This window comes from Virgibacillus subterraneus (assembly GCF_900110695.1).
Classification (GTDB): Bacteria; Bacillota; Bacilli; order Bacillales; family Amphibacillaceae; genus Lentibacillus; species Lentibacillus subterraneus.
Genome location: NZ_FOEH01000002.1, coordinates 32886 through 53106, shown reverse-complemented (window position 1 = coordinate 53106; position 20221 = coordinate 32886). Strand labels below are relative to the sequence as shown.

Sequence of the window (20221 nt, the reverse complement as noted above, 5' to 3'; positions counted from 1 at the left end):
ACAAGAAATAAGTTCAAACTGGAGGTAATGATAACAATGCCAAATCGAAAAAATATTTATTTCTTTCATCAAAAAAATAATCTTGAAAATAAATTGCAGCCACTGATTGAGCTAGCACAAAAAAACAATTTCACCATTGTAGATGATCATAAACAAGCTAACGTAATTATAAGTATTGGCGGTGATGGTGCATTTTTGCAAGCTGTTCGAAAGACGGGATTCAGACAGGATTGCCTGTATACAGGAATAACACAATCTAATGAGTCTGGATTATATTGTGATTTTAATATGGATAACTTTGACGAAATGTTGCATTCAATGGTTAATGAGGAGATGGAGGTTCGACGTTTTCCAGTCATAAACATACAGGTTAATGGAGAAACTTCATTTAATTGTTTAAATGAGGTTAGTATTCGCTCTACCATCATCAAAACAATTGTGGTTGATGTTCATATTGATGACATGCACTTTGAAACATTTAGAGGTGATGGATTAATTGTCGCTACACCTACAGGCAGTACTGGCTACAATAAATCAACACAGGGAGCCGTAATTGATCCAAAAATTCCATGTTTTCAAGTATCAGAACTCGCTTCCCTTAATAACAATCGCTATCGTACACTAGGATCCTCCTTTGTATTAAGTAAGGACCGAAAGCTTACATTAGACATCATACAAGATGGAAACGATTATCCTGTTATCGGATTCGATAATGAGGCCTACTCCATTCGAAACATAAAGGATTTAACGGTGACCTTAAGTGATAAAGTAATTAAAACGGTAAAACTAAAGAACAACTCATACTGGGATAGAGTCAAACGTACATTTTTATAGAGACAAAGATTAAGCGCTGTTCATCGCCGAATGGAGTGTGCGATAAAGGAAACAAGAAGAGCCCAAGTGGTTTTAAGAATGTGGCATGGTTAGGGAATCCATTAAACGCCAGGGCTTAAGCTAAACATGACTGACATTCTTGACTGCTAAAAAAATCCTTACCGCCTATTAAGACGGTAAGGATTAGTGAGTCAAATGTTGGCACTCTTTATAAAATAATTTCCCTAACAAGTATAACTTTATCTGTAAAAAGGTCGAACTATCAGCATTATACTGTGGCATCATAAACTATATCACCATCAACGACTGTCATTGCCACCTCTATTTCATTAATATTTTCTGAATCAACTTGAAAGATATCTTCTTCCAAAATGGTAAAATCCGCAGTATATCCAACAAGAATCAATCCACGTTTATCTTCCTGTGTAATCGCGCTTGCACTTCCTACTGTATACAACCGAACGGATTCAAATAAAGACAACTGTTCTTCCGGCTGGTACACTTCACCATCATAATAAGATTTTCGTAACACTGCAGCTTGAATACCTTGTAATGGATTTGCATCTTCGATTGGAGCATCTGAACTTCCGGCACAAAGTACACCACTTTCCAGCATTGTTTTCCAGGCATATGCTAACTTAATTCTATCCTTGCCTAATCTATCAACGGCCCAGGGAAAATCAGATGAAACAAATGTTGGTTGAATATCAACAGCCACTGGTAAGTCCTGAAGCATTTTCAAGGAAAATTCATTTAAAATTTGACCGTGAATTATCCGATCGCGTGCTCCATTTTGAAGTGGATATTTTTTTATTAATTTTGTTATTTCATCCACGGCTTGATCTCCAATTGCATGAACAGCTATCGGAAGACCATGCTCTCTTGCGGATTGAATAATTTTTTCTAAGTATTCAGAGTTATGAATTGCCACACCATAATTACCTGGGTCATCCTTATATTCTTGGGTCAACCACGCTGTTCGTCCTCCGAGAGCTCCATCTGCAAAAATCTTCACAGCACCAAGTTCAATGTATTCTGCTCCGTCCAAGTATCCTAAATTCTCTTTTATCATATCTTCCATAACTTCATGGTGAACAAGTAGATGTGCCTTGAATTTTATATTGGTTCCGTTAATTGCATTTAAAAAGGCTTTATATGTTTTTAAAAAACCACCATAATAGTAAAGATCTTCACTGTGACCTCCTACTAAACCTTTTGAAAGCAAATCATCCACAGCTATTTTTATAATTTGCTGCAAATATTTCTGTGATACATCGGGCATTGCCTGTTTAATCAATTCTTGTGCAGTATCCAGAAACAAGCCAGTAGTATCACCATTTTCATCTCTAACGATGATTCCCCCTTGAGGATCTGGTGTTTGATCATTTATGTAAGACATGTCCATGGCTTTTGAATTAGCTAAAAGCGCATGTCTGCATACACGTGTCAACATCATTGGATTATTTGGACAAACTTCGTCCAGCTCTCTTTTAGAAATCATTTCTGGGTTATCCCATTGATTTTCATTCCAGCCTTCTCCAACTAGCCATTCCCCTTCTGATAAATTAGCAGTACGGTTAAGAAGTGCTTCTTTTACTTCTTCTGGAGACTTCATTTGTGACAAGTCTAAATGCAGTAACTTTTCACCATGTCCTATTATATGCATATGACTGTCTACAAAACCTGGCAACATCGTTTTCCCTTTCAGATTAACTTCGTTGTCAATTTTGTCATAGAAATCATGATATAATCTCTCATAAGTACCAACAGCTTTTATAATTCCATCCTCTGTATAGACCGCTTCAACAGCATCGCCTTCGTTTTCCATAGTATAAACTGAACCACCAAACCAAAGTCTTCCCATATAAAATACTCCCATCAACAAAATTTCTACTCTTCTATGAGCACTTTACCTACTTAAAGCAGAAAAATCAAGAAAGAAAAATGAGGAAAATTAGTCAAGCTTAATGGTAAAGCATTAATACTACTTAAAAGGGCTACCCTAAAAGGATAGCCCTAGCCATTATTATTATATTGTTGTTATTGTGACATTCCGCCAAATTGTTGTTCAGCAGACTGAACAAGACGTTTTGTGATTTCTCCACCAACAGACCCGTTGGAGCGAGAAGTTGAATCAGGACCTAGTTGAACACCAAATTCCTGAGCGATCTCAGTCTTCATTTGGTCTAATGCTTGTTGTGCACCAGGTATTACTAATTGGTTTGAACTATTGTTGCTAGCCATGTTCATCACCTCCTTGATACTTCTATATTGTGTAGCAAGAAGGATTTTTAAACTGGTAGTTGTTGTTAGTTAAGAGAAATTTTATAAAGTCTCTTTTCGTAAGTTTTGTTGTTTTTAATTCTCGCAGTTAATATAAACTGTGACATAGATTCGATTAATATCATTTACTGAGGCTCTCTAACCACGCAGTTGGAATATACTCGCCTTCACCACTCCGGGTACAAAGGCGACAACTGCTCAAGCTGAAGATCCCGCAGGAAGCGATTTTTGCTTCCGAGGAAGCTGAAGCGTTGCCCGCGGAAAGCGAAGTGTATTTCCGCAGCGGCGTCATAGAAAATCAGATAATTTTTCCACATTACGTTATAGTTTATAGAAACTACGCATGGTTTCATAATATAGCAACTATCTTTAGAAAACAGCCTTTATAAAAGGTCTTCAAATTCCTTTTTCGTATCTGATTGATTAGTTAATTTAACAACTTCGATGCCACTTATTGTCTCTTCAATTAATGCAGAAAAGTCTTCCTGTGACTCAAACATATTCACTTTCTCTCTAGCAGGTTTCGTCTTTGGTGACTTTGGAACAAAAATAGTACAGCAATCCTCATAAGGACGTATTGAAATATCATACGTATTAATTTTTCTGGAAATATTAATAATATCATTCTTATCCATTGCAACTAATGGTCTAATAACTGGATAGTTGGTTACTTCATTAATTGCATTCATACTTTCCATTGTTTGACTTGCTACCTGACCAAGACTTTCGCCAGTTGTCATCGATAATATAGACTCATTCCTGCACACCTGTTCACTGATACGTAACATCATTCGACGCATAATTGTCATTGCATAGCCGTCAGGCATTTCCCGAAAAATGTGCTGCTGTAATTTAGTAAATGGAACAACGTGCACTTTGATTGAATGTCCATATTCCGTCAGTTTCTCTGCTAAGTCCATCACTTTCTGTTTCGAACGTTCACTCGTGAATGGTGGTGAATGAAAATGAATAGCCTCTAGTTGAACACCACGTTTCATAGCAAGGTATCCCGAAACAGGGCTGTCGATTCCACCTGACAAAAGCAACAAGGACTTACCTGATGTGCCCACCGGTAATCCGCCGAGCCCTGGAATTATACTGGATGTTATATAGGTTGCTTCTGTCCTGATTTCAACTTTGATTTCCAAATCTGGCTTGTGAACATCAACCGTATAGCCCGTTGTATTGGATAAAAGATGCCCACCCAACACCTGGTTCATATCCTGTGAACGAACAGGAAAGTTCTTATCAATCCGCTTTACGGAAACTTTAAACGAATTGACATTTTCACTATTATTTAGTGCCCACAATGCTGCTTGTTTAATTTCCTCTTCATCGTTATGAACCTTAACTGCTAGACTAAGGCTTTGAATTCCAAAAACTTCACTACACCTTTGCATAACAGGGTCAGGTTCATGCCCATTTAATAAGACAAACATTCTGCCTTGTGTACGTTTTACTTTTACCTCGGGAAAGGCCTTTAACTTTCTGCGAATATTGCTTTGCAGTTGAACGATAAACTTCTTTCTATTTTTACCCTTAAGAGCCATTTCTCCGTATCGTATTAAAATATGATCATATTGCATAGTTATCTACTCCATTACTGCTTTTAGTTGATTTACTGCTTCCTCTAACGCTTTTAAAAACGTATTTATTTCGCTTTCCGTTGTATCATAGGACATGCTGATACGAAGTGCAGATGTGGAACGATCCGCGCCATACCCGCAAGCTGCTAAGATTTTACTTTCATCTGCCTGTTTGGAAGAACAAGCCGATTTGGTTGAAATATATATTTGTTTCTCACCGAGCATATGAATAATCACTTCAGGCTTTAATCCTGGTACAGAAATGTTCATAATGTGTGGTGCTGCCTCTTCTGGCGTATTGATTACCACACCTTCCATTTTAGCAAGGTGGTTCCGGAGAAACTCCTGAAGCTGATACATGTCCTTAACTCCTGTCTTTTCCCGTTCTTTTATTAACCTTAATGCTTTTACAATTGATACAACGCCAGCAAGGTTTTCGGTCCCAGAGCGAAGAGAACGTTCCTGATTGCCACCATGTAGCAACGGATACATCGTTGTCTTTTTATTCACGTATAAAATACCAGTTCCTTTTAACCCATGGAGTTTATGCCCTGAAATGGCACATAAATCAATTCCACTGTTTGTGAGTTCTAAAGGTATTTTTCCCATTCCCTGAACATTATCTACATGAAAAAATATCTTTGGGTACTGCTTGAGAATTTCTCCAATTTTCTTAATTGGCTGAATCGATCCCAGCTCATTATTAACATGCATCATGCTAACTAGAATCGTATCATTCCTAATCGAATTCGTTAAATCCTCTATAGAGATTACACCATTTTTATCTACTGGTAAATAAGTTATTGTAAATCCTAAATCCTCCAGACTGTTGCATGCCTCATAAACAGATGGATGCTCAATTTCAGTCGTAATAATGTGCTTACCACGGCCCTGGTGTTTTAATGCAATACCCTTTATCGCAAGGTTGTTCCCCTCCGTTCCTCCAGAAGTAAAAATAACTTCATCTTGGTGAACGTTTAGCAACTGTGATGCCTGCTCCTTCGATTTTTTTAATAATTTTTCAGCTTCACCGCCAAGCTGATGAATGCTCGATGGATTGGCAAAAAATCGCTCAGTTGCTTGATAAAAACTATTAAGAACAGACGAGGCGGGTTTCGTCGTTGCGCTGTTATCTAGATAAATCATGCTTAATTCTCCTTAGATTTAATAAGTGAAAGCAAGCTTTAGAAAACTTGGCAATCGTTAAAGAGTACCCCTTATATTTTGGAGTGTTAGCCTTAATGGCGAGTTACTTAACTGCACTTATGCATTAAAAAAAGTGTTTATATATTCTTATCTGCCATTAGAAAAACTTGGCTTTCACCAAGTTTTAAAAGTGAAAACCAAAGTTTCACTTATACCCCTAATATTTCTTCTGTTGAAAGTGTTAAAGTTATCTTTCCCATAAATAGCCCTTACAATTATTTTATATCCAACATCTCTAATAAAAGATTAATTGATACTTTATTACTGTCATTGGAAAGCTTAACACTTCCAAGTTTCGGTGATGGATACTCCTTTTGGTTTTTCATTGCATACACTTTTTCAGTATTGTCTTTCATTTTAGTAAACGATGCTATTTGACTTTTCTTGACTATAACATTGCTCGACGTTACATGCTCTTTTACAGTAATCTGGCTATCCTGTGTCGTGAAAAACATAAATATAACAAAACACCAAACACATATTGTACTAGTACCCAGGAGCAGTAAAATCCCTTTATAGCCTTTATGCATATTAATTAGCTGCCTTTTGGTACTCTTCTATACGTTTTAATGCACCAGGCTCGATCTCTTCTACAGCTTTAGCTGCCTGTTCGATGGCGAGGTCATATTCATAGGAACGAAATAGGCGCTCAGATTCAGACAGCTTAGCAGCAAGAATTGGATATTGACTTCGGTATCTATTCGCGTATTGGATAACTTGTTCTGTCAAAAAAGCCTGGTCCAACATCATTTCTGTTTGTTCTGTTACATGATCAACCGCAGTTTTTGCATCTGATAATGCATGTTGAACTTCTGTGATATCCAATGGCTGCTTATCTAATAAATTAAGTACTCGTGCACTCTTTTCAGATGCTTCCTCCATTATATTCCAAATAAATCCTGGAACTCCTGGAATATTACTTTTATTCAACCTGCGATTAATACGGTATAATTCGTTTTTCATATCAGTTAATTTCTCTTTTGCTTCCAATTCGTCTTTCCTTAAATTTTGTATATGCTTCTTAAATTCATCATGTTTCTGCTGTAAATCATCAATTTGCTGAAATCCATTCTCCAACTTAACACGCAACTCAGAATGTGTACTGTTTTCACTTTCAATGTCATTTGAAAGCTCTTCAAGCTGATTTTTTAATTTTAAAATAGACTTTTCCAATGACAAATACTTTTCCATATCACTGTCTTCAAAGTAATAGGTTTTCTTTAACGTTTCCACTTCTTCTTTTGTTGTAAGAAAATTCTCCTCTAAACTATCCAATGCTTCCTGATAACTTGGCACCTTAGTCTCAACATAATTCTTAGCGATGGCTTCCTTTTCAAGTAATTGGTACATTTCCGCTATTCTTTCTTCTACTTCTTCTATTACGACGCTAGCCTCGTAAGTATCTCCTTTTTCAAGGGTGTTTACACAATCCAGCAAACGGCGTTGATAGTTATGTACTTCTTTCTCAAACCCAAGATGTTCAATACGGTAACCGTCTTCCTTCATATCTCTTAATCCTTTAAATAATTCGTCCAATTGGGCTGGTAAGTCATGTTTGCAGGTTTTATATATTGTTGGAAATGCATCAATTTGTGTTTGAAGTACCTCCAACTTTTGCTTGAGATCTTCAACAAGCTGATGTGCTTCAGAATAATCACCTGATCCAACTAGGTCGTTATATTGATTAAGTTGTTCGTCAAGTTCATCAATCTCCACATCAAAACGGACTTCTGCTTTACCATATTGGTAACGATTTTGTGAAAGCTTTTTACGCAAGGATTTAATATCAGGCTGTATTTGTTCGATTTCTTTTCGGCTTGATTCTTCAGACTCCATCAGTTCATTCAGTTCCTCAAGCATTTTTTTGATATCTTCTTCAATTGATTGTAATGTCTGCTCTACTTTTCGCAGTGTTTTTTTAGCGGTGGAAAACCGGTATCGATCTGCTGCTTCTTCGGCATCAAATAAATATTCTTCAATATCTGGCAGTTCTTTAGTTACGATATACTCCCACCGTTCTTTCCACGATTCAAATTTCTCCTGAGTTTCGCCAGACAAATTTAAACTTTTAATACGCCCAAGCTGTGATGCGATATTCCGATTCATAATATCCATTTTCCATGCTTCCAATCGGTCAACAACATCATATACCCGTTTTCGTAAAATAAGTCCCACAATTATTAGTGCAATAATTACTAGAATAGTTCCTATGATATAAGCCATAAATTGCCTCCTAACTGCATTCCTGAATAAGAGGATAGTCTTTCGTTGAATTCTCTTGAAGAACAGGTATTAATAATTTCATTTTTGAAAAATTGGCTTATCGTTAAAGGGATTCTTAAAAAGCGCTAAGTGTTTTCTTAGAGCCCCTTATGCAGTTAAATATACTTCATAACTGCCAAAAAGTGTATAATTATCTCATTATTATACTTATGATACCATGTAATTAACATTTTTGGCTAAAAAATTACAAATAAATTAAGGATTTGACAAATTTTATTAACAAAAATAAAAAATGGCGCTAAATAAATGCCATTTATGCATATTTTTAAGATTACTATTAGTTATTTTGCGTGACAACGTAATCTAACCAATTCTCAATTGTTCGAATATAATTTTTAGCAAATTGGTTGTGAGAATCTGTCCCAACCACCTGGTTTTTCCATTCATTCTGCAATATGTAAGGGGTAATTAACATACCTTTCAGTTGCATTAATAAAAATTGACTATCCAAATTATTCTTTTTCTGTTTTGGAAAAATAGCATAAAACGAGTTACTTATAAAATAATTTTCTTTTGCAAGATATGTAACAGTCATTTCACGAACAAATACAGAATCCAGTGATAACTCACGATGAATAAAACATGAGAATTGATGGTTACTCTGTTTGTAATGTATAATGGCTTCAATCATTTTTTTCAAGCGTTCCAATTGGGAAATGGATTCATTATTCAACATAGCAGTCTCAATCGCTTTTAAATAGGCTTCATAATATTGTGTAACAGCGTGCTCTAGAAGACCCTGTTTACTCTTAAAATAGTAGCTGATCAATGAAACATTGACAGTTGCTTTATCTGCAATGTCTCTTACAGACGTTCCATGAAAGCCATTTTGAAAAAATAATATAGAAGCTGCATCAACAACTTTTTGTTTAGTTGGATTTTTTTTCATCAGTTTTCAACTCCTTACATCTCTTTTACGACAAAGTGAGGATTTATCCTGCAATTTTTTCTCGACAAAAACTTATGTGATTTGTCGAAATATACAAAGTCGAAAGGAAAATAAATATGTTTCAAGCAACTTCTTATTCTGGAAATAAAGCTAAAGATTACGAATTATTACTAAAACAACTAACCGCTTTGTCTGAGGGTGAACAAGATGATATTGCTATCTTATCGAATGCATCATCATTATTAAACCAATTTCTTGTTGAAGTAAACTGGGTCGGATTTTATTTATGGAAAGAAGATGAATTAGTACTTGGACCATTTCAAGGATTACCCGCTTGTATTCGAATTGCTTTCGGTAAGGGTGTTTGTGGCACCGCAATAAAAGAACGAAAAACCCAAAGAGTAGCAGATGTTATGACTTTCCCAGGTCATATTGCCTGTGACAGTGCTAGCAAATCTGAAATAGTCGTACCATTAATTGTAAATAATGAAGTTTATGGTGTTCTCGATATTGATAGTCCGATTAAGAACCGATTTGATGAAACAGATCAAATCTACATCGAAAAGTTTGCGGAAATACTAGAAGATATTATCAGGTGAAAATTAAAGTGGCTGAACCATTCTGTCAGTCACTTTAGTTTTATAAATTGGAATGCTTTTTTAATTCCTTTTCCTTTACAACGCAGTTTTTCCCAATCTCTTTCGCTTCATATAATGCTTTATCTGCACGAATGAACACATCACTTACAGAGTCCAACTCCTTATCAATCCATGATGATACCCCACAGGATAGCGTGATTTTAGGTTCGGTGAAGCTTTCAACTTGCGTCCGAATTTGGCCAGCCAGTGCCACACCATCATCAATACTGGCGTTAGGCAAATAAATAGCTAATTCCTCTCCGCCCCATCGTGCTGGGATGTCCTCTTGCCCCAGTTGTGTTCTGATAATTTTTGCAACTTGAACTATTACCTCATCACCAATGTAGTGCCCATAAGTATCATTTATTTTTTTGAAATCATCAATATCAAATAAAATCAACGTTCCTTTTTCATCTAATTGCATATGTGCTTTTAAAGTTTCGTCAAGATGATTCCGTGAATATAACTTTGTAAGATAATCAGTAATAACTGATTCTTCCAATTTATCCTTTAAAACAGAATTCGTCAGTGCTAGGGTAGAATGCTGAACAAGGGATTGCATTAACTTGTAGCTTTCAAAGGAAAAAAAGTACTTTTCCTCATGCATAATTAAAACCGCTCCATGAACATTACCGGAATGTATCATAGGGATTGCCATAATAGAACAGTATGGAAGGTTCTTTTTGGAATTACCACTAAACATTGGATCAGTATTCACCTGCATCTGACTTAGTATGTCTTCAGCAAATATTTGACCCTGTTTTGTTGCAAAATAACTCGTGCTGCCTGACAAAATATCAAATCCATTATCAGACTTATCATTAATATAAATAAAGCCCACCTGCGTGGCACGACACGCTTCTATTATTTGCATTCTTACAATTGAAATGATTTCGGTAAGCTTTAAATTAGAATTAAGTTTATGAGTAGCTTCGTTTATTAATTTCAAATCGGATACGAGATGTTTAGAATGCTGGTAAAGTGTTACATTCTCGATTGCCGCACCTGCTGTATTTGCAAATTGGGTTATGAAATCAATTTCATCCTCTGTGAAATCAACAGCATGAGGTGTAATAATTTGCAATACACCATAAACTCCTTGCTTTCCTCTTAAAGGAGCGTAAATACTCGTATTTTTATCCTTTACACGGTCTTCCAGTTGTACTTCCCCGGTAAGAAATGCCTGCGTGCTTACCCGCTTCGTGGCAGCATCACTATACTCAATTGTTTTAATTGGCAGAGAGCTTTCCGCTTCATAATCCTGGGATAATAATAAATAATACGTAAACGTTGGATAGAGTTTATACAAACATTGAACAATGTCTTTCAAGATATCTCCTTTAATATTCATGGAATATAAACGTGTAGACATATCAAATAAAAATTTACTTTTACTTACACTTTTCTCACTTAATTTATAATAATTCACTAGCTTTAATAATTGTTCTGTTTCCCGTTTAACTAACTCAACACTATTATTAGATAGATGTTCTACATCTTTCTGGTAGGAAAGAAATAAAAAACCAGACGAACCAAATTTCGGAAATAGTGGTATAATTACAGAATTAAAATTAAGTAATTCACTTTTCTCCCTAAGAATTGATTTTCCATCTGAAATATCAGATTCCAAAAGTTGTTGATTAATATCACTAAAGTCTACTAGACTCTTCGTGAACACACCTGTCTCTTTAGAACCTGTTTTAATTTCATACTTTTTATTCCATTTATTGTATATATATATTACTGAATGAGTCGTGTTCAAAATAGCTGTTAAGTGGTTCGTGACTACTGATAAAAGTTCGTCATATGAAAAATGTGCAATATCAGAGATCAATTCAAAGTATGTACTTCTAATTCTCTCTTTTAAATTATGTTGAGTTATCATCTATATTATCACCCATCTTATCGATCTTAAGATTTAACTATTCCTTTATTATATCGAAACAATTATCAATTTCCTATACAGTTTTAAGAAAAAAGCTGTTTTCTAAAAGATTGTTGCCTTTCCTTAACAACTAGTTGGTATAAACTGCGCCACTGGAGCAATGTTTTTTTCCAGTGTGGTTGTCATGGAACTTATATTTTTCAACATTGGTTAAAGTTAAAGTCTATATTAATAGCAATAAACTTTTAGAAATTAGCCAAGAATCAAGATCCTATTAGTGAATTAATCATGTTTTTATTGACTTTCACTCTTATAGCTTATATACTATTCTTTGTGTAAAATAAAAGGTAGCTTACGTGAACCTACGTTTATGTCATTTTGTTCCTCAAAAAAGAGGTGTATCGTGTAACTCTCTGCTGCTGGAGCGATGGTACATGAAAATAAAATGTATAACGGATTTGGAACACACTGTTTATTTTATGCTAATAAACTAATAAAGGAGGAAATGTCTAATGGCACGTTTTACTGGATCAATATGGAAGAAATCACGTCGTCTCGGCATTTCATTAACTGGAACTGGTAAGGAATTAGATAAACGCCCTTACGCTCCAGGTCAACATGGACCAAATTCACGCAGAAAAATTTCCGAATATGGTTTACAGCAACAAGAAAAGCAAAAACTTCGCTTCATGTACGGATTAAATGAACGTCAATTCCGTAATTTGTTTACAGAAGCAGGTAACATGAAAGGTATTCATGGTGAAAACTTCATGATTTTACTTGAATCTCGCCTGGATAACCTTGTTTACCGCCTTGGACTAGCTCGCACACGCAGACAATCTCGTCAGCTAGTAAACCACGGTCATGTAACTGTTGACGGCAAGCGCGTTGATATTCCATCTTATCGCCTAAAGCCAGGTCAGGTAATTGGACTACGCGAAAAGTCACAGAATCTGGATATTATTAAAGAAGCAATCGAAGTAAACAACTTCGTTCCAGAATACCTTACTTTTGACGCAGATAAAATGGAAGGAAGCTACACTCGATACCCAGAGCGTTCTGAACTTCCAGCTGAAATCAATGAACCACTTATCGTTGAATTCTACTCTCGTTAAAAAACGAAACTCCAAAACCCCTTGATATAATAAGGGATTTGGAGTTTTTCTTTTTGTATACAATTTATTCTCTTCACCTTCCCCCTCAACTATCTATGATAGTGGCCTCCTTATGCAGGGGAACCTGTAAACTAACTTCTTCCCTTCTGTTTTTATGGTTAAAGCGGATTAACCGCATTGCATTTAAGATTACAAGTAATACACTTGCTTCATGAATAAACATACCGGATGCGAGATGTACGGGTCCTGCGAGTACACCAGCTAAGAGAACAAATACAATTCCAACTGAAAAGAATGTATTTTGCTTCATGTTGCTAATGGTTGCTTTAGATAGTGAATAGGCATGTGTGAATTGCATAAGTCTATCTGCCATTAAGACAACATCGGCTGTTTCCATGGATACATCTGTACCACCTTCACCCATTGCCAATCCGATATCAGCCGTAGCAATTGCTGGTGCATCATTGATACCGTCCCCCGCCATTGCGACGACATGCCCTTCATTCCTCAATTTCTTCACGAATTCAACTTTGTCTTCCGGTAATAATTCCGCATGGTACTCATCTAACCCTAATTTACTGGCAACTAATTCAGCAGTGTGTCTGTTATCACCTGTAAGCATAACGATTTTCTTGATACCGTTTTTCCTCATTTCTGCTAAAGCTTTTGGAGCATCTTCCCGAATTTGATCAGCTATAGAGAAAACACCTGCTACTTTACCATCAACTGCAGCATATATAGCGGTATTCCCTGCCATTTCACGGTTCATGGCATACGCTGCAACCTCTGCAGACACCTCGATATTTTCGGAATTCATTAAGTTAAGATTTCCCACAGTAAGCGATTGGTCGTTAATTTTTGCAGAAATTCCATTTCCTTTTATGACTTTTCCATCTTTAGGTTCTCCTCTTAAATCTATCTTTCTATTACTTGCTTCTTTTACAATAGTTTGACCTAAATGATGTTCCGAAATTGTTTCCGCCTGTGCAACAAGACGCAATAATTCATCAGAATCCTGATAATTAAATAATTTAATATCGGTAACTTCAGGCTTTCCTTTTGTTAGTGTGCCTGTTTTGTCAAATACTAGTGTGTCCACCTTGGAGAAGTTATCCATTACTTCGCCACCTTTAACCAGGACACCATTTTTGGCACCATTTCCAATACCAGCGACGTTTGAAACAGGAGCTCCGATCACCAAAGCACCAGGACAAGCAACAACTAAGAATGTAATAGCTAAATGAAGATCTCTTGTCAATATATAGACCGCAATCGATAGTATAACAACTGCTGGTGTATAAACATTAGCAAACTTGTTAAGAAACTTTTCTGTTTTTGATTTTGATTCCTGGGCTTCCTCCACCAGTTCGATAATCTTCGAAAATGTGGTATCATCACCAACTTTTTCAGCAACAATTTCAATATAGCCATTATCCACGATAGTCCCACTAAAAACCTTGTCATCTACCTTCTTGGATGAGGGTACCGATTCACCTGTAACGGCTGATTCATTTAACGATGCCTGACCGGACATAATACTTCCATCAACAGGAACACTTCCACCAGAGCGAATAATAACATGGTCTCCTTCTGCTACTTCTTCAACCGGGACTGTGACATGATTCGCATTACGGACTACAACAGCTTCCTGTGGAGCCATATCGACTAGTCTTTTTAAAGATGAACGTGTTTTCTCTAATGTACGTGCTTCTAAATATGCCCCAAATAAAAATAGAAAAGTAACTACAGCTGATTCAACGTATTCACCGATAATTAAAGCACCAATGACGGCGATAGTAACCAGCAATTCAATACTGAAAGCCTTCATTCGAAGTGCCTGGAAGGCTTTCATAAATATAGGAACACCAGCAATAACGGTCGCAATAATCAAAGTTATATCCTTGGCGCCTCCTTTTTCCATAAACCCAGCTATAAAACCAAATACAATGAGAATTGCTGTAATTGCGGTAATATGATTTTTATGTTGATTTATTGCCTTAATCATTTTTATTCTCCCCTTTAATTTTCATCTTCTAGATACCTTTATTATAGGATCCTTTCTGTCTAAAGAAATTGACCGCCATCAATATTAGGAGATATTCTTTATATAAATTACTAACTGAGTAAATTTCATAAATACTTATATTCATCATTTATCCGAACAATTTTACGAACTAATGTTTACCCTTCGTTAATTCAAAGTACTACTATCGTTGATTGGAACGGAAGGCGGCGACTCCTGCGGGAATAGCATGAGCCTTAAGACCCCACAGTGCGATAGCACGAGGAGACTCGAGCCATGCCCGGCGGCATAGAAGACACTGTGAAAGCTTGAGCTTGAACAGATATCGCACTTGTACCCGGAGGGTGAAAGCGTCCGCCTGCAGTGGAAATCAACAGGTCTAGCACATTTACAAACAGTATGGATTTACTGCTTTATTTTTAAATTATGAAATTGATCCAATTACCTTTAGAAACTTGCTATGAATGAAACTAAAAACGAAACTAGCGGACAAAAAAGCACACGCCATTTTCAAATGTGAAATAGCGTGTGCTTTGGGTATTATTTGGGTATTTGCCCTCTTGATATATACTCATTTTAAATTGTGAACAGTATTTTAATGATCTACTTATAGCTTATAAGGAAATACTTTTTCTTTCCGCGTCTTATTATGGTAAACATATCATCAATACGATCTTCTTCACTGACAACGTATTGCAACTCCTGCTGACGCTCACCATTTATATAAATTGCCCCATTTTTAATATCTTCTCTTGCTTGTCGCTTTGAAGATGAAATAGAGGCGTTAACTAATAGATCGATTAAGCCTATATCTTCTTTAGGAGCCTCGTTAGCAGGAACACCTTTAAAACCCTGCTTAATATCACCTGCAGATAGTTCTTTTAAATTTCCGCTGAAGAGTGATGCTGATATCTTCTGTGCTTGTTCCAAAGCTTCCTGACTATGCACTTCGCGAGTCATCTCTTCTGCTAAACGTTTTTGTGCCAGACGGTTCTCAGGGGTGTTATCTACTTCTTTTTGTAACTGATCCAATTCCTCCTGATCGAGAAATGTGAAGTAATATAAGAATTTCATTACATCACGATCATCAGCATTAAACCAAAATTGATAAAATTCATATGGTGTTGTTTTTTCTGGATCTAACCAGATAGAGCCACCTGCTGTTTTACCAAACTTGGAACCATCAGCTTTTGTAATCAGTGGTACAGTTAAGCCAAACACTTTCGTTTCTTCGTCCATTTCTTCTCTGGAACGACGAATCAGTTCCATACCAGCAGTTATATTACCCCATTGATCGCTGCCGCCAATTTGCATGGTGCAATTTTCCTGTTCGTATAATTTTAAATAGTCTAAGGATTGAAGGATCATGTAACTGAACTCTGTATAAGATATTCCCTGTTCAATCCGAGCTGACACAGATTCCTTGCCAAGCATGTAGTTGATTCCAAAATGCTTTCCCGCATCCCGCAAAAAGTCAATAACAGTCATGCTTGCAAGCCAGTCATGGTTATTACGGGCAACCGCAGCATTGGACCCACTATCGAAATCAAGCAGTTTTGCTAATTGCTGTTTAATCTTTTCACTGTAACCTTTTACAACTGTCGCTTCGTTGAGTGAGCGTTCAGTGGAACGACCGCTTGGATCACCAATCATTCCTGTTCCGCCACCTATCAATGCTATTGGTCGATGGCCGGCCATCTGAAACCTTTTTAACATAGTGATAGGCAGCAAATGTCCTATATGTAAACTATCAGCAGTCGGATCAAACCCACAATATAATGTTACCTGATTCTCTGCCAAATGCTTGGTTAACCCCTCCGTATCAGTAGTTTGATGAATCAAATTGCGTTTTTCCAAATCCTTTAAAATATCCATTCTCTTCACTCTCCATCTTTTACTATTAGTACTTTCTAAATTGCAAATAAAAAAACCCATCCCTAATATAAATAAGGGACGAGTTTACGCTCGCGGTACCACCCTTGTTGCACATGCCACCTTGGGATTGTTAACGATGATATCACCGTCTTCTTTTAAAATTGGAAGAAACTCCAGATTGTAATTCGCCTGCAAATATATGCTAACTCTCAGCAACCGTTAGCTCTCTTAAAAATGGATTTGCAAAACTACTGCGATCTTTCAACGTATTTTTTTATATTATTATTTATTCATATCATATTCTCATTGTAAACGCAATATATTTACATATTTCCTTCTATACCTAGTACATCAATTATGCTATAATTAATGTTGGAATTTAGGAGGTCTTAATATGGATTATAAACAATTATTTCAAAAATATAAAGAAAAAACAAAGTCAATTTGGGCAACTGGAAAAGTTCAAAAATCATCACGTATTACCTATGATGTATTCTGGAATGTAGTCTTGTTTTTCGTTATTATAGGTGCTGTTGGTCTGATTTTTGCAGGTGGTGTAGGTGCAGGTTACTTTGCTTCACTTGTTAAAGATGAACCTGTACGAAGCTATGCAAGCATGGAAAAAGATATATATAATTATGAGGAAACATCAAAGTTATACTTTTCCGGAAATAAATACATCGGTGATATCCGTTCTGATATACATAGAGAAGAAGTTAAATTAAAAAATGTCTCAGGTATCCTGAAGGATGCTGTAATTGCGACCGAAGATGAATATTTTAATGATCATAAGGGGATTGTTCCAAAAGCAATAGTCCGTGCACTAGTACAGGAAGCAACAAATGCTGCAGTAAAAACGGGAGGAAGTACGCTAACCCAACAACTTATCAAAAACCAAATACTGACAAATGAAGTATCATTTGAACGTAAGGCAAAAGAAATTTTATTAGCACTGCGTTTGGAGCGTTTCTTTGATAAAGACCAAATTCTTGAGGCATATTTAAATATTGTCCCATATGGACGAGATGCTTCAGGTGGAAATATTGCCGGGATTCAGACTGCTGCTCAAGGGATATTTGGTATTAATGCTTCTGAAGTTAATTTACCCCAGGCAGCATACCTTGCAGGACTTCCACAAAGTCCGTCAAGGTATACCCCTTTCAAGAACAGTGGGGGATTAAAAAGTGAAGAAGGCATACAGGCTGGACTAAATCGGATGAAATCGGTTCTAAGCAGAATGTATGAGTCAGATAGTATTTCAAAAAAACAATATGAAAAGGCTATAAACTACGATATTGTAGCTGATTTCTCTGAAGACTCACAATCACCCATTGAAAAATATCCATACTTGACATTCGATGCTGAAAAACGGGCAAAGGAAAAAATTCTAAAATACATTGCCAAAGAAGATGGATATTCAATGGAAGACCTGAACAATGATGAAAAGTTAATGGAAGAATATAAAATATTAGCTGATCGTGCATTGCGTAAAAATGGTTATAAAATCCACACAACAATCGATAAAAAAACACATGACATATTTAAAAAAGTAATTAAGAAGTATGAAACTTACGGTCCTGATTGGAAAGGTAATATTGTTATAAATGAAGAGACTGGTGAAACTGAAACAATAACTCAGCCTATTGAGACTGGCGGGATTTTAATTGAAAACAGCACGGGTAGAATTATTAGCTTTGTTGGTGGTCGCGAGTATACTCAAAAAGACCAATTAAATTATGCAACAGATGTAATTCGTTCAAATGGTAGTACCATGAAGCCAATACTCACTTATGCTCCAGCAATTGAAAAAGGGGTTATACAACCCGGAACACCCGTAGCTGATGTCAAAACAACTTATTCCACACCTGTTGGCCCCTATACACCTGGAAACTATGCAGGAGGGTATCATGGTTTAGTATCTGCGCGTACAGCACTAGAAAATTCATATAATATACCTGCAATTGGAATTTATGACCAAATCAGATCCCAGGATCCAGTTAGTGAATTTTTGAAACCTATGGGAATTACAACTTTGGGAGAAAATGAATATTCTAACCTCTCTCTGGGAATTGGTGGTACCACCAATGGAGTCTCGATTGAGGAAAATACGAATGCCTACAGTACATTCGGCAACAACGGTAAATTTGCTGATTCTTACATGATAGAAAAAATTACTACAGCAGATGGTGAAGTAATATATGAACATAAAAGTGAATCAGTAGATATATACTCACCACAAACTAACTATCTAACTCTCGATATGATGCGTGATGTTATCAGCAGTGGAACTGCAGCATATTTAAACTCACAATTGAAGTATAATGGAGTTGACTGGGCTGGGAAAACTGGTACATCACAAGATAAAAAGGACACATGGTTTGTTGCAACCAATCCAAATGTCACATTTGGAACATGGATGGGATATGAAATTGGAAAATCACTTGAATGCCCAAGCTGCTCATTAGGATACAGTAGCAGAAACGTAAAACTCTGGGCAAAATTGATTAACGCAGCTTCTGATGTTAATCCAGAATTAGTTGCACCTAAAAAGAATTTCGAACGTCCCGGTGGAATTGTGTCACGAAGCTATTGTGCAATATCCGGTATGCTCCCATCAGATTTATGTGAAAAAGCTGGTTTAGTAAAAAGCGACTTATTTAACGCTAAATATGTACCAACCAAAGAAGATGACAGTCTTGTCAAAGGAACATATGTCATGGTTGATGGTAAAGCAGTGATAGCTGGTAAAAATACACCTAAGGAATTTACTGAGGGAGACGGAATAACATTCAACCCGGAATTTCTTAAAAGAAAGGGCTATGACAAACTTGATGATATAACACAACTTTATCCAAGAACCAATCGTGAAAAGTGGGAGAAAATTAGTTTACCAGAGTCTGAAGTTGATGATGGTACAATAGAAGACGACGGAAAGAAACCTTCTGCTCCTACTTCAGTTGCAGGATCCGGAAACAAGCTAAATTGGAAAAAATCCAGCAGCAAGGATGTTGTAGGCTACCGCATCTATCGTGCGAAGAGTCCGGAAGACAGCTTTAGCCTCGTTGGTAACACAACTGAGACCAGCTTCGGTATTTCCAATGGCAAAGCTGTTTACCATGTAAAAGCTGTTGATTACTTTGGATTAGAATCATCTGCATCAAAAGAAATTGTTGTTGGTGACTTTTCAGAACCTGAAGAACCTGAAGAGCCTGAAGATGATAAACCTGATGACAAAAAGATAGAAAAGGTTAAGAATACTAATACTAAATATAACAAAGAAAACAAATCGGTGACAGTTACTTGGGATTATGATGGTGCCAACACTACATTTGTAGTCAAATTAGATGGCAAGAGTCATTCAACTAATCAAAATAAAAATAGTGTAACATTCGAGAATATTACTCCGAAAACGAAAAAATATGAGGGAACGATTACTCCAAAAGGACATAACGATAAAACCGTTAAGTTCGCTTTCGACGCTAAACCAAATAATACGGAAGAATAAACATAAAACAGGCAGCGCTATAAAAATGCGCTGTCTGTTTTATTCTCACTAATAGGAAAATAATATACACTTTCACAACAACCTCTATAACAATTAACC

The 20221-nt window shown here is 36.4% G+C and carries 14 protein-coding genes and 1 other annotated feature; of the genes, 4 read left to right on the top strand and 10 right to left on the bottom strand.

Translation table 11 applies throughout. The annotated features are described in order from the left end of the window. Window positions 1-36: 36 nt before the first annotated feature. On the top strand, window positions 37-834 hold the full coding sequence (locus BMY13_RS06670) for an NAD kinase (protein ID WP_092503515.1): 798 nt from the start codon (window positions 37-39) through the stop codon (window positions 832-834). Between the two features lie 268 nt (window positions 835-1102). Here BMY13_RS06670 and BMY13_RS06665 read toward each other — a convergent pair whose 3' ends face one another. The 7 genes from BMY13_RS06665 to refZ all read right to left on the bottom strand — a co-directional run bounded on the left by BMY13_RS06665 (window position 1103) and on the right by refZ (window position 9081). Beyond that, window positions 1103-2698 carry an amidohydrolase gene (locus BMY13_RS06665; RefSeq protein ID WP_092503513.1) on the bottom strand — a complete coding sequence of 532 codons (1596 nt, stop codon included), beginning with the start codon at window positions 2696-2698 and terminating at the stop codon, window positions 1103-1105. A 176-nt stretch (window positions 2699-2874) separates the two neighbouring features. Next, window positions 2875-3078: an alpha/beta-type small acid-soluble spore protein gene (locus BMY13_RS06660; RefSeq protein WP_092492300.1), complete on the bottom strand. Its 204-nt coding sequence runs from the start codon at window positions 3076-3078 to the stop codon at window positions 2875-2877. 422 nt (window positions 3079-3500) lie between these two features. After that, a complete protein-coding gene (gene thiI, locus BMY13_RS06655; protein ID WP_092492299.1) occupies window positions 3501-4703 on the bottom strand; it encodes a tRNA uracil 4-sulfurtransferase ThiI in 1203 nt (400 codons plus the stop codon). 6 nt (window positions 4704-4709) lie between these two features. Beyond that, entirely contained in the window at window positions 4710-5849 is a 1140-nt protein-coding gene (locus BMY13_RS06650; RefSeq protein ID WP_092503512.1) for a cysteine desulfurase family protein, read from the bottom strand. 275 nt (window positions 5850-6124) lie between these two features. Further along, window positions 6125-6364: a hypothetical protein gene (locus BMY13_RS06645; RefSeq protein ID WP_139180778.1), complete on the bottom strand. Its 240-nt coding sequence runs from the start codon at window positions 6362-6364 to the stop codon at window positions 6125-6127. A gap of 76 nt (window positions 6365-6440) precedes the next feature. Continuing rightward, window positions 6441-8132: a septation ring formation regulator EzrA gene (gene ezrA / locus BMY13_RS06640; RefSeq protein WP_092503510.1), complete on the bottom strand. Its 1692-nt coding sequence runs from the start codon at window positions 8130-8132 to the stop codon at window positions 6441-6443. A 337-nt stretch (window positions 8133-8469) separates the two neighbouring features. Next, window positions 8470-9081, bottom strand: a complete 612-nt coding sequence (refZ, locus tag BMY13_RS06635; RefSeq protein ID WP_092503508.1) for a forespore capture DNA-binding protein RefZ — start codon at window positions 9079-9081, stop codon at window positions 8470-8472. 116 nt (window positions 9082-9197) lie between these two features. Here refZ and BMY13_RS06630 point away from each other — a divergent pair, with 116 nt between their 5' ends. After that, window positions 9198-9680 (top strand): GAF domain-containing protein, encoded by a 483-nt coding sequence (locus tag BMY13_RS06630; protein WP_092492294.1) that lies wholly within the window; start codon window positions 9198-9200, stop codon window positions 9678-9680. Between the two features lie 40 nt (window positions 9681-9720). Here BMY13_RS06630 and BMY13_RS06625 read toward each other — a convergent pair whose 3' ends face one another. Next, a complete protein-coding gene (locus BMY13_RS06625) occupies window positions 9721-11604 on the bottom strand; it encodes a sensor domain-containing diguanylate cyclase (protein ID WP_092503507.1) in 1884 nt (627 codons plus the stop codon). Window positions 11605-12116: 512 nt separating this feature from the next. Here BMY13_RS06625 and rpsD point away from each other — a divergent pair. After that, the gene (gene rpsD / locus BMY13_RS06620; RefSeq protein WP_092492292.1) at window positions 12117-12719 is read left to right on the top strand and encodes a 30S ribosomal protein S4; all 603 of its coding nucleotides are present in this window, start codon (window positions 12117-12119) and stop codon (window positions 12717-12719) included. Window positions 12720-12804: 85 nt separating this feature from the next. Here rpsD and BMY13_RS06615 read toward each other — a convergent pair whose 3' ends face one another. After that, window positions 12805-14724: a heavy metal translocating P-type ATPase gene (locus BMY13_RS06615; RefSeq protein ID WP_092503505.1), complete on the bottom strand. Its 1920-nt coding sequence runs from the start codon at window positions 14722-14724 to the stop codon at window positions 12805-12807. Between the two features lie 621 nt (window positions 14725-15345). Further along, window positions 15346-16617 carry a tyrosine--tRNA ligase gene (tyrS, locus tag BMY13_RS06610; protein WP_092492290.1) on the bottom strand — a complete coding sequence of 424 codons (1272 nt, stop codon included), beginning with the start codon at window positions 16615-16617 and terminating at the stop codon, window positions 15346-15348. Between the two features lie 71 nt (window positions 16618-16688). Beyond that, window positions 16689-16891, bottom strand: a binding site (T-box leader). Between the two features lie 120 nt (window positions 16892-17011). Between tyrS and BMY13_RS06605 the strand changes: the two genes are divergently transcribed. Beyond that, window positions 17012-20122 (top strand): transglycosylase domain-containing protein, encoded by a 3111-nt coding sequence (locus BMY13_RS06605; protein ID WP_092503503.1) that lies wholly within the window; start codon window positions 17012-17014, stop codon window positions 20120-20122. Window positions 20123-20221: the final 99 nt, after the last annotated feature.